The sequence below is a fragment of the Bacillus sp. bc15 genome (genome assembly GCF_900142585.1).
GTDB classification, from domain to species: Bacteria; Bacillota; Bacilli; order Bacillales; family Bacillaceae_G; genus Bacillus_A; species Bacillus_A cereus.
In genome coordinates, this window is record NZ_FRBJ01000001.1 from 553,951 (window position 1) to 566,057 (window position 12,107).

Consider the following 12,107-nt stretch of genomic DNA (forward strand, 5'->3'; position numbering starts at 1 on the left):
GTAGTAAAGAATGCCTAACAGTCAAAAGATTCGTCATTCGTTATCATCTGCGCAGTCTGGTATGTGGTTTGCGCAACAATTAGATCCGCTTAATCCGATATATAATACTGGGGAATATGTAGAAATAAACGGGAATATTCATCAAGACATTTTTGAATTAGCTGTACGTAAAGTTGTAATGGAAGCAGAAGCACTTCACGTTCGCTTCGAAGAGGATGAAATTGGCCCATGGCAAGTTATTGAAGAATCACAGTTTCATATGCATTTTATTGACGCTCGGAAAGAAGAAAACCCTGAAGAAGCTGCTAAAGTATGGATGAAAAATGATTTATCTATACCAGTCAATTTGAAAAAAGATACATTATTTACTGAAGCACTTATTCAAGTTGAAAATAATCGTTTCTTTTGGTATCAGCGCATCCATCACATTGTGATGGATGGCTATGGATTTTCACTTCTTAGCCAAAAGGTAGCGAATGAGTATACATCACTTATAGAAGAAACAAACAAGAGTGAAAAGCCATTTGGTTCTCTTGCAAAAGTCGTGCAAGAAGATATCGAGTATCGTGAGTCTAAACAATTTCAGGAAAATCGTACTTTTTGGTTAGAAAAGTTTGCAGATGCCCCAGAAGTTGTAAGTTTGGCAGAACGAGCACCGAGAACATCAAATGGATTTTCACGAGAAACAGCTTATTTATCTAGTTCTAGCACGAAAACTTTACTAGAAGATATCAATATTTCGTTAACAAGTTGGCCGGAATTCATTGTGGCTGTAACAAGTATTTATATGCATAAATTAACAGGTGAAAATGATATTGTTTTAGGTTTACCGATGATGGGACGTCTAGGTTCTGTATCTATTCATACACCAAGTATGGTAATGAATTTAGTTCCACTTCGTATTACAGTAACTCCAAATATAACTCTTGCGGAATTATTGCAGCAAGTTTCTAAAGAAATCCGAGATGTACGTCACCATCATAAATACCGTCATGAGGAATTAAGAAGAGACTTAAAGTTACTAGGTGAAAATCAAAGGTTGTTTGGACCGTTAGTGAATGTTATGCCTTTTGATTACGGGCTTAATTTTGCTGGAAATCGTGGTATTACGCATAACTTATCAGCAGGACCTGTAGATGATTTATCGATAAATGTATATAAACGTTTTGATCAAAATGAGCTAATGATTCATTTTGATGCGAATCCCGAAGTATATAATGGCGCAGAGCTAGCATTGCATAAAGAAAGATTTATGAATCTATTTGAATTAGTAATAAATAATTATGAGAAAAACGAGCCGATTGGAAAAATAAACATTACTCTGCCTGAAGAAAATCATAAAGTTTTATTGGAATGGAATGAAACGAAGGAAGACGATGAGTTAATCAGTTTACCTATATCATTTGAAAAACAAGTGCAAAAAAATCCAAATAAACTAGCGATTACTTGTGACGGTGTAATCCTTACGTATAAAGAGCTAAATGAACGAGCGAATGAACTAGCACATTATTTAGTAGAAGAAGGAATACGACCAAATCAGTTTGTAGCTTTAGTATTCCCTAGATCAATAGAAATGGTAGTTAGTATGCTAGCAGTCTTAAAGGCTGGTGCAGCGTATTTACCAATAGATCCAGAATACCCAGCAGAAAGAGTTAATTATATAGTAAATGATGCAAAACCAGTTTGTATCATAACACATTCATCTGTTTCATCTAAGTTAGTTATAGAAAAGGATATGAAAAAAATTGTATTAGATGACGAAGAAACGAAACTAGCGTTACATACATATTCTCGTATGAATATAGCATGTAAGAATGATGTATCACTTTTAAACCCAGCCTATACAATATATACTTCAGGCTCAACAGGAAACCCAAAAGGTGTAATTGTTCCTATGAGAGGTTTAAGTAACTTTTTAATGGCTATGCAGCAAAAGTTTTCATTAAATGAAAATGATCATTTATTAGCAGTTACAACGTTTGCGTTTGATATTTCTGCTCTAGAAATTTATTTACCTCTTATTAGTGGTGCAAGTTTAACAATTGCGCAAAAAGAAGACATACAAGAGCCATCAGCATTAACGACACTTTTACAAGAAGAAAGAGTGACAATTATGCAGGCTACACCGACGCTTTGGCAGGCGTTAGTAACTGATTATCCAGAGAAGCTACAAGGGCTAAATATACTTGTTGGTGGTGAAGCTCTCCCAGCGCATTTAGCAAATAAATTAAAAGAATTAGGTTGTTCAATAACTAATTTATATGGACCAACTGAAACGACGATTTGGTCTACTTTCATGAACATTGATGAAGGTGAAAAGGGTATACCACCTATTGGAAAGCCAATTTGCAATACAGAAGTGTATGTATTGGATGCAGGGCTACAACCAGTTCCACCTGGAATTATTGGTGAATTATATATTGCAGGGGAAGGACTTGCAAGCGGATATTTAGGAAAACCTGAGTTAACAGCTGAACGGTTTGTTGCAAATCCTTATGGAGAATCAGGGAAGCGCATGTACCGTACAGGAGATCTTGTGAAATGGCGTAGTGATGGTGCGTTAGAGTACATTAGTCGCGCAGATCATCAAATTAAAATTCGTGGATTCCGAATTGAATTAGCTGAAATTGAAACGGTATTACAACGACATGAAAATATTCAACAAGCGGTAGTAATGGTACGAGAAGATCGTGCAAATGATAAACGCATCATTGCGTATATCATTGCAGAAGAAAAGGAACCGATTAATCTTTCAGAAATTCGTTCTTATGTTTCAGAAAGTTTAGCGAATTATATGATACCATCGGCATTTGTTGTGCTAGAAGAATTACCATTAACGCCAAATGGTAAGGTTGACAGAAAGAAATTACCTGCTCCTGATTTTAATGGAATGAACAACGAGAGAGTTGCTAGAAATCCGAAAGAAGAAATATTATGTGATTTATTTGCAGAAGTACTTGGTGTTTCTCGAATTAGCATTGATGATAATTTCTTTGAAATGGGTGGACATTCACTTCTCGCATCTCGTTTAATGGCAAGAATTCGTGAAACGTTAAGTGTGGAATTAGGAATTGGGAAACTATTTGAATCACCAACTGTTGCCGAACTGGCGAAACAATTAAACCATGCAAAAAGCGCAAGACCAGCTATTCAGAAAGCAAGTAGGCCAAATGAAGTTCCACTTTCATTTGCACAGCGCAGGTTATGGTTCTTAAATTGTTTAGAAGGTCCAAGTCCTACTTATAATATTCCGCTAGTCATTCGTATGAATGGAATATTGAATCGGGAAGCATTACAAGGTGCTTTTTATGATGTAGTTGAGAAACATGAAACACTTAGAACAATTTTCCCTAACGTATTAGGTAGTTCCTATCAGAAAATTTTAGATATGGAAAATTTAAATCTAGAAATGGTTATAACTAATACATGTAAAGATGAATTAGAAAGTGTACTTTCAGAGGCGGTAAGATATAGCTTTAACCTCGATATTGAGCCGGCAGTTCGTTTGCAACTTTTTACAGTGAGTGAAAACGAACATGTATTATTAATTTTATTACATCATATTGTAGGTGATGGCTGGTCATTACAGCCGTTAACGAGAGATTTTACAGCGGCGTATAAAGCACGATGTCAAGGTGACAGAGTTCAGCTGGAGACACTACCAGTTCAATACGCAGATTATGCACTTTGGCAACAGCAATTGCTAGGTGATGAAACGACACCAGAGAGTCTTATTTCAACACAATTAGATTTTTGGAAAGAAGAACTTAAAGGTTTACCAGACCAAATGGAGTTACCTACAGATTTCCAGCGTCCAATTGAGACGAGTTACCGCGGGGAAACAATTCATTTTCATATAGATGAAGGTATGCATAGTAGGTTAGTAGAGCTTGCACGTAAAAATGGAGTTAGTTTGTTTATGGTATTGCAAGCAGGGCTTAGTGCACTATTTACAAGATTAGGTGCAGGCACTGATATACCAATTGGAAGTCCGATTGCTGGAAGAAATGATGATGTACTTTCAGATATCGTTGGTTTATTTGTAAATACATTAGTGTTACGTACAAATACGTCAGGAGATCCAAGTTTTAAAGAATTATTAAATAGAGTGAAGCAGGTAAATCTTGCAGCTTATGAAAATCAAGATGTTCCATTTGAAAGGCTTGTTGAAGTGTTAAATCCAGTACGTACTCGAAACAGCCACCCGTTGTTTCAAGTTATGTTAGCTTTTCAAAATACACCAGAAGCAACGTTTAATGCACCAGATTTAGAAGCGAGCCTTGAAATTCAAAGCGTTGGTTCTGCAAAATTTGATTTAACATTTGAAATTAGTGAGAGTAACGAGGTTGATGGTACTCCGAACGGTTTATATGGATTACTAGAGTTTAGTACCGATTTATATAAACGTGAAACGGTTCAAAAACTAATAGAACGATTCATTTTGTTATTAGATGATGCAGCTACAAATCCGGATCAATCAATTGGCAGATTAGAAATATTAACTGTAGCAGAGAAAAATACAGTGTTAGAAAAGTGGAATGGTGGTTTTCAAATTGCACCAGAAATGACATTGCCACAATTGTTTGAAAAGCAGGCTCATATAAATCCAAATTCTATAGCTGTTGTCTTTGAAAATAAGAAATTAACTTATGAAGAGTTAAATAGAAAAGCAAATAAAATAGCTCGATTCCTAATAGCAAAAGGGATTGGTCCTGATCAACTCGTTGCTTTAGCGATGCCAAGATCATTAAACATGGTTGTAAGCTTATTAGCTGTTCTTAAAGCTGGTGCCGGATACCTTCCGTTAGATCCAGATTACCCAGCAGACCGCATTTCATTTATGCTACACGATGCGAAACCATCATGTGTTTTAACGAATTCAGAAGTGGAAATTGAATGTGATGAGGCACTAAAAGTTTTAGTTGATGATGTGAAAGTAATAGCAGAAGTTGAGAAATATAGTGATGACAATATTGATGAAGTGGAACGAATTAAGCCATTATCTCCATCACATATTGCTTACGTTATTTATACGTCAGGCTCAACGGGTAGACCGAAAGGCGTTATGATACCTCATCAAAATGTAGTAAGACTTTTAGGAGCAACTGATCATTGGTTCCAGTTTGACGGAAACGATGTTTGGACGATGTTCCATTCATACGCTTTTGATTTCTCGGTTTGGGAAATTTGGGGACCTTTATTATACGGAGGGCGTTTAGTTGTAGTGCCACATACTGTAAGTCGCTCACCGAAAGAATTTTTACAGCTTCTTGTTAAAGAAAAGGTTACGGTTTTAAACCAAACTCCATCAGCGTTCTATCAATTGATGCAAGCAGATCGTGAAAATGAAGAGATTGGCCAAAAATTATCTTTACGATATGTTGTTTTTGGAGGAGAAGCACTTGAGCTAAGTCGCTTAGAAGATTGGTATAGTCGACATCCTCATAATGCACCAAAGCTTATTAATATGTACGGTATTACGGAGACGACAGTACATGTTAGTTATATTGAATTAGATGAAACTATCGTCTCTTTACGAGCAAATAGTTTAATTGGGTGCAGTATACCTGACCTTAAAGTGTATGTGTTAGACAACTATTTACAACCAGTGCCACCTGGAGTAGTTGGAGAAATGTATGTTGCAGGTGCAGGGCTTGCGCGTGGATATTTAGGAAGAGCAGGATTAACGGCTGAACGCTTTATCGCAGATCCATTTGGCAAGCCAGGTACAAGAATGTATCGTACAGGAGACTTAGCTCGCTGGCGTAAAGATGGGACGCTAGATTATATAGGACGTGCAGATCATCAAATAAAAATTCGTGGATTCCGAATGGAATTAGGAGAAATAGAAGCAGTCATAATGAAGCACCCTAAAGTTGAGCAAGTAGCCGTTATTGTACGGGAAGATCAACCAGGGGATAAACGGTTAGTTTCTTATATCGTTGCATCAAATAATGAAGCGATTGATACGAATGAAATGCGTCAGTTTGCTAGTGGTAGTTTACCAGATTATATGGTTCCATACGCTTTTGTAGTAGTAAATGAGTTACCTTTAACTCCAAACGGTAAGTTAGATAGAAAGGCATTGCCAGCTCCAGAATTTATCGCATCATCTTCTAGTCGTGGTCCAAGAACACCGCAAGAAGAAATGTTATGTGACTTGTTTACAGAAGTGCTAAGTGTACCTCAAATTGGAATTGATGACGGATTCTTTGATCTTGGTGGCCATTCACTCCTTGCAGTGCAGCTTATGAGCCGCATTAAAGAGGCGCTTGGAGTGGAACTAAACATTGGTACTTTATTTGCAGCACCGACTGTTGCAGGGTTAGCTGAAAGACTTGAGATGGGGAATGGTCAAAGTGCACTTGATGTGTTGCTTCCATTACGAGCAAGCGGGGAGCAATTACCACTATTTTGTGTACATCCAGCAGGTGGATTAAGTTGGTGCTATGCAGGACTTATGAAATCTTTAGGAACAGATTATCCAATCTATGGTGTACAAGCACGTGGTATCGCTAAAAATGAAGAACTTCCAAAAAGTTTAGAGGAGATGGCGGCGGATTACTTGAAACACGTTCGCGAAGTACAGCCTCATGGACCATATCGTTTATTAGGTTGGTCGCTTGGAGGAAATGTTGTGCATGCAATGGCGGCGCAACTACAAAATGAAGGGGAAGAAGTAGAATTACTCGTTATGCTTGATTCTTATCCTGGACACTTCTTACCGAATACGGAAGCGCCTACTGAAGAGGAAGCGTTAATCGCATTACTCGCTTTAGGCGGATATGACCCAGATAACATGGATGGTAAACCACTTACAATGGAAAGTGCAGTTGAAATCCTTCGTAAAGATGGAAGTGCATTAGCAAGTCTTGAAGAAGAGACTATATTGAACTTGAAAGAAACATATGTAAATTCAGTAGGGTTGTTAGGGAAATATGTACCGAAAGTTTATAACGGAGACATCTTATTCTTTAGATCTACTGTTATACCAGACTGGTTTGATCCTATTTCTCCAAATACGTGGCTAAATTATTTAGATGGGCAAATTGTGCAGCATGATATTGACTGTAGACATAAAGATTTATGTCAGCCAGGTCCACTTACGGAAATTGGACAAGTATTAGCGAAATATTTGCAGAATAAGAAAGGGGTAAGTAGAGTATGACGAATCCATTTGAAAATGATAATTACACATATAAAGTATTAATAAATGAGGAGGGCCAGTATTCTCTCTGGCCTGCTTTTCTCGATGTACCTATTGGCTGGAGTGTCGTATATGAAGAAGCTAGTAGGCAGAGTTGCTTAGAATATGTTGAATATAACTGGAAAGATTTGAATCCAAAAAGTAATCAAGTTCGTGAAAAAACATTAGCAGGAAAACGATAATGAAAGCAAAACTAAATCCAAAAGTAGTCGTAAGTATCGTTTATATAACTGCGATGTTTATGGCTGCGATGGATGCAACGATTGTAAATGTAGCACTACAAACGATAAGTAAAGAACTACAAGTACCTCCATCTGCAATGGGGACGGTTAATGTTGGGTATTTAGTTAGTTTAGCTGTTTTCCTTCCGATTTCTGGTTGGTTAGGAGATCGATTTGGTACGAAAAGAGTATTTTTAATTGCTCTTTTCGTATTTACAATTGCCTCTGCTTTATGCGGAATGGCTAATGATATTACTTCATTGAATATTTTCCGTATTATTCAAGGTGCTGGTGGAGGGCTTTTAACACCGGTCGGAATGGCGATGTTATTTCGAACATTTTCACCAGAGGAAAGACCGAAGATTTCTCGGTTCATTGTACTTCCAATTGCTGTAGCACCAGCAATTGGTCCTATCATCGGTGGTTTCTTTGTAGATCAAATGTCTTGGCGTTGGGCATTTTATATTAATCTACCGTTTGGAATCGTTGCATTGCTCTTTGGACTTCTATTTTTAGCAGAGCATGTTGAAAAATCAGCTGGTCGCTTTGATTCTCTCGGCTTTATTTTATCAGCACCAGGATTTGCGATGCTCATATATGCACTCAGCCAGGGACCATCAAAAGGGTGGATTTCTCCAGAAATTATGAGTACTGGGATAGCTGGGGTTGTATTCATTACATTGTTTATAATCGTAGAACTGAAAGTAAAGCAACCAATGTTAGATTTACGCTTATTAAAAGAACCAGTCTTTAGAAAGATGAGCCTTATATCATTATTTTCATCAGCTGGTTTACTAGGAATGTTATTTGTTTTTCCACTTATGTATCAAAATGTGATAGGAGTTTCCGCGCTAGAATCAGGACTTACGACATTTCCAGAGGCGATTGGATTAATGATTTCTTCACAAATTGTGCCATGGTCATATAAGAAATTAGGAGCTCGAAAGGTAATTTCTATAGGATTAATTTGTACGGCGATTATCTTTGTTTTATTAAGTTTTGTAAATCACGATACGAATCCGTGGCAAATTCGGGCATTATTGTTTGGTATCGGTATTTTCTTAGGTCAATCTGTCGGTGCGGTTCAATTTTCTGCCTTTAACAATATCACGCCGCCTTCCATGGGGAGAGCGACTACTATATTCAATGTGCAAAATCGATTAGGTTCAGCGATAGGAGTAGCTGTTTTAGCTAGTATACTAGCTGGTTTTGGAAGTAATAACGTTCAATCCGATTTTTTACCATATCAAGCAGCATTAATTGGATCAGCAATATTTTTGCTCATAGCACTACTATTTTCTTTACGTATTTCCGATAAAGAGGTAATGTCAAATAAGAAAGAAAAAACATTATCTGTATCAAAAAAAGAGAAAGCACTCGTCAATGAATAACAATATACGTATGCTTTTTTATGAAAATTGATATTCGTTGAATAAAGGAGAGTTTACATGATAGAAAGTAAAGTTGCAGATTCTGTTCCAACTTTGAATGAGAATGATTGTCAAATATGGTGGGCAAGAATTTCAGATTTACAATCATGGCATTACAATTTACTAAATGATATAGAGCGAGAGAAAGCAAATTCGTATCATCATTCGGCAGATCGAGCTCGTTTTATAATAGGTTGCGTAATTAGTAGATTAGTTCTCGGCAAAATACTTTCTATGTCACCAGTCCAAGTACCAATTGATCGAATGTGCTCAGTATGTAAATTGCAACATGGTAGACCACAATTACCAGAAGGTATGCCGCAATTATCTGTTTCGCATTCAGGTGAGTGGGTTGTCGTTGCATTTACAAAATCTGCACCTGTTGGCATAGATGTAGAACAAATGAATCCAAATGTAGATGTTATGAAAATGGCAAAAGGTGTATTAACAGACATTGAAATAGTGCAAGTTATGAAACTACCAAATGAACAGAAAATAGAAGGTTTTTTAACATATTGGACTCGAAAAGAAGCGGTGCTGAAAGCGACAGGCGAAGGACTATTGATTCCACCAGTACATATTACAGTATCAGCTCCAAATACTCCTCCAAAATTGTTAGTTTTTAAAGATAAGCAAGAGTTGGCAGATAATACAATGATGGAAGATGTAAGGCCTAGTTTAGATTATATGGCTTCTGTTGCAGTATTCAGTAAGGAAGTGACTGAAATTACGCAATTAGACGCGGTAGCACTTTTAAATCTTAAATAAAAAAATTATAGAAGAGGTGTTCCTCATGTTAGTGGCGGAAAATAGAAAGAATGAATTCACTTATAACATACAAGCAATTAAAAATATTTTATTTTCTGGAGATACATCATCCATTCATGCTTTAGAAAAGCTTTTAAATGATACAGTTCAGTTTGATGTTCTTGAACAAGAGGCACTTGGTAGACAGTACATTCCGAAAGAAGCAAAGAATTTCTTTGATAAAGATGGAACATTTCTTTACCGTGTATCTAATGTTAGTTATAAAGGCAAGGTGTTATCTGAAAATCTAATTTTTGCAGACACTTCGTTTTTACCGGACGCAATAAAGAGTGAATTAGAGAGTGGAAATATTCCTGTTGAAAAGCTTATAGAAAAGATGGAAGTAAGAAGAAACGTATTATATGAAGGATATCAGCCATCTGGAAATATTATCGAATTGTTTGATGGATGTTCTGTTACAGCGAATGTGTATCCAACTAGAAAGTATCAAATTGTCAGTAACTGCAAATGTGTATTTTATATTTGTGAAGTGTATCATGCAGAGAATATAAAGCAATTGCTTAAATAAAAACAAGAAACCAGCCTATAAAATGGCTGGTTTCTTGTTTATTTAACAGCTTCTTTTAATTCTTTACCTGCTTTAAATGCAGGAACTTTACCAGCTGCGATTTGAATTTCTTCGCCAGTTTGCGGATTACGTCCTGTACGAGCAGATCTTTCGCGCACTTCAAAAGTTCCAAATCCGATTAATTGAACTTTATCGCCAGATTGTAATGCATTAGCAATTGTGTCAAATACGGATTGTACAGCTGCAGAAGCGTCCTTTTGAGAAATATCAGCTGATTGTGCTACGTTTTTAATTAATTCTGTTTTGTTCATGTTTTCACCTCATAAAAAAATTTTTGGAATGAATGTTTTAGTATAATAGATAGTAAAGATAAAGCTATCACTATGATTAGAAAGAATACTATATAATTATGTTAATTTCGTTGCAAGAGACTGAATCCCTTCTATTATTTGGGGATTAATTAAGAATCGATGCATATAAAAAGCTTTAGTATGAGGATGAGGGGGAGTATACGAATGATTTTTCGTGAAAAAAATGAGAAGGAAAGTATATTAATTCGTCAACATGATCATGGTTTTTTAGCTGGAGAGATTGCAAAGCATATAAAAGAACACTTTTTTGAAGGTAAAACATATTTAAAAGAAACAGTTGATGCAATATATGAGCATGACAGAGGATGGATAGAGCTTGATAAAGTACCAATTTTAAATGATGCTAAAAATATTCCATATACATTTATGGATTGTCCAAGCCCATTACGTTTTGTTTTTTATACGATTGGTTTGAATGAAATTGAAAATTCTAATCCATACGGGGCATTGCTTTGTAGTAAACATTTTTTATCATTTCCACTAAACGAGGAAGATGAAGAGATGATGTCATTTTATAAACATGAATTAGAACGACAAAAAAGAATCTTGAAAACGTTAACAAAGGAACAGTTTGCGATGTTCGATAAACATTATAGATTATTAAAGTTTTGTGATGAACTTTCTTTATACGTATGTATGAATAAGCCTGGTGTCAAAAAGAAAGATGAAATTGATTTATTTAAAGATGGTTTTGAAGGAACAGAAATGTTTAATAGTAAAGAGGAGAAACTTATTCAAGCTGAATGGGTGGATGAGGAAACAATTCGGATTACACCATTTCCATTTCAAACGGAATTTTATACGTATGTAAAATATAAAACGATAAATAAGCATGAAATGAAAGAAAAAGGGATTGCAAAGGCTGATAGAGAATCAGAAATGAAGAAACAAACCATTCGTTTCATACAATAAGGAGGTAATATAAATTGAAAGATTATATATTAAAACAGTGTGATTATCATGCTTGGGCTAATACAAGATTATTCAATCGATTAAAAGAGTTACCAAACTATGAGACCATTTTTAAGGAGCAGATACAGAGTGTATTTCCATCCATTAAGGATACTTTTGTGCATATTTATATTACAGATCAAGTGTGGTTACATATATTGCATGGTAAAAGTATGAATGAAGCAATACAAGACCGAGAAGATTTACGAAAACAAATTGAAACTAAATCGTTACATGAATTAGAAAAAATGTTTGAAAACATGGCAAATCAATATAAAGATTTTTTAATTACAATACAAGATGTGAATGCTGTATTTGTTATTGAGAATCCATATGTAGGGAAATTAGAAACTTCGATTTTAGAATTAGTGCAACATGTCGTAAATCATGGTACATATCATAGAGGAAATATAACAGCGATGATCCGTCAACTTGGTCATTCGTCGACAATGATGGATTTTGTACTGTATTTACATATGGTTAAAAAGCAGGGAGAGTAATATAGTTTGTAAGAAGGAGAGGCTTTAATTATAGAAGTCTCTCCTTCTATTTTATTCCGCATTCATGGTAGATCGACTGATTAAAGTTTTC

The 12,107-nt window shown here is 35.8% G+C and carries 8 protein-coding genes; 7 read left to right on the forward strand and 1 reads right to left on the reverse strand.

Annotated elements, in window-relative coordinates:
- Positions 1-10: 10 nt before the first annotated feature.
- Genes BUA87_RS02875 through BUA87_RS02895 form a run of 5 tightly spaced genes read left to right on the forward strand, consistent with a single transcriptional unit; the run spans position 11 to position 10,194 of the window.
- Positions 11-7,168 (forward strand): amino acid adenylation domain-containing protein, encoded by a 7,158-nt coding sequence (locus BUA87_RS02875; RefSeq protein WP_072938355.1) that lies wholly within the window; start codon positions 11-13, stop codon positions 7,166-7,168.
- Positions 7,165-7,389 (forward strand): MbtH family protein, encoded by a 225-nt coding sequence (locus BUA87_RS02880; RefSeq protein ID WP_000184060.1) that lies wholly within the window; start codon positions 7,165-7,167, stop codon positions 7,387-7,389. Before BUA87_RS02875 ends, BUA87_RS02880 begins: the two co-directional genes overlap by 4 nt.
- A complete protein-coding gene (locus BUA87_RS02885) occupies positions 7,389-8,819 on the forward strand; it encodes an MDR family MFS transporter (protein ID WP_000644934.1) in 1,431 nt (476 codons plus the stop codon). Before BUA87_RS02880 ends, BUA87_RS02885 begins: the two co-directional genes overlap by 1 nt.
- Positions 8,820-8,876: 57 nt before the next feature.
- Complete coding sequence (gene sfp, locus BUA87_RS02890; protein WP_072938358.1) at positions 8,877-9,626, forward strand: 4'-phosphopantetheinyl transferase Sfp; 750 nt, start codon at positions 8,877-8,879, stop codon at positions 9,624-9,626.
- Positions 9,627-9,651: 25 nt separating this feature from the next.
- The gene (locus BUA87_RS02895; RefSeq protein ID WP_000959120.1) at positions 9,652-10,194 is read left to right on the forward strand and encodes a hypothetical protein; all 543 of its coding nucleotides are present in this window, start codon (positions 9,652-9,654) and stop codon (positions 10,192-10,194) included.
- A gap of 38 nt (positions 10,195-10,232) precedes the next feature.
- Here the strand turns inward: BUA87_RS02895 and BUA87_RS02900 are convergent, their stop codons facing one another.
- Positions 10,233-10,505 carry an HU family DNA-binding protein gene (locus tag BUA87_RS02900; RefSeq protein ID WP_001043905.1) on the reverse strand — a complete coding sequence of 91 codons (273 nt, stop codon included), beginning with the start codon at positions 10,503-10,505 and terminating at the stop codon, positions 10,233-10,235.
- Positions 10,506-10,709: 204 nt separating this feature from the next.
- Between BUA87_RS02900 and BUA87_RS02905 the strand changes: the two genes are divergently transcribed.
- Positions 10,710-11,477 carry a DUF3891 family protein gene (locus BUA87_RS02905; RefSeq protein ID WP_000577301.1) on the forward strand — a complete coding sequence of 256 codons (768 nt, stop codon included), beginning with the start codon at positions 10,710-10,712 and terminating at the stop codon, positions 11,475-11,477.
- 14 nt (positions 11,478-11,491) lie between these two features.
- Positions 11,492-12,016 (forward strand): DinB family protein, encoded by a 525-nt coding sequence (locus BUA87_RS02910; RefSeq protein ID WP_000656263.1) that lies wholly within the window; start codon positions 11,492-11,494, stop codon positions 12,014-12,016.
- The last annotated feature ends 91 nt before the right edge of the window (positions 12,017-12,107 follow it).

Coding starts and splice junctions, on each gene's coding strand:
- sfp (WP_072938358.1), top strand. CDS start 8,877: ATGATAGAAAGTAAAGTTGCAGATTCTGTTCCAACTTTGAATGAGAAT.
- BUA87_RS02875 (WP_072938355.1), top strand. CDS start 11: ATGCCTAACAGTCAAAAGATTCGTCATTCGTTATCATCTGCGCAGTCT.
- BUA87_RS02880 (WP_000184060.1), top strand. CDS start 7,165: ATGACGAATCCATTTGAAAATGATAATTACACATATAAAGTATTAATA.
- BUA87_RS02900 (WP_001043905.1), bottom strand. CDS start 10,505: ATGAACAAAACAGAATTAATTAAAAACGTAGCACAATCAGCTGATATT.
- BUA87_RS02905 (WP_000577301.1), top strand. CDS start 10,710: ATGATTTTTCGTGAAAAAAATGAGAAGGAAAGTATATTAATTCGTCAA.
- BUA87_RS02885 (WP_000644934.1), top strand. CDS start 7,389: ATGAAAGCAAAACTAAATCCAAAAGTAGTCGTAAGTATCGTTTATATA.
- BUA87_RS02895 (WP_000959120.1), top strand. CDS start 9,652: ATGTTAGTGGCGGAAAATAGAAAGAATGAATTCACTTATAACATACAA.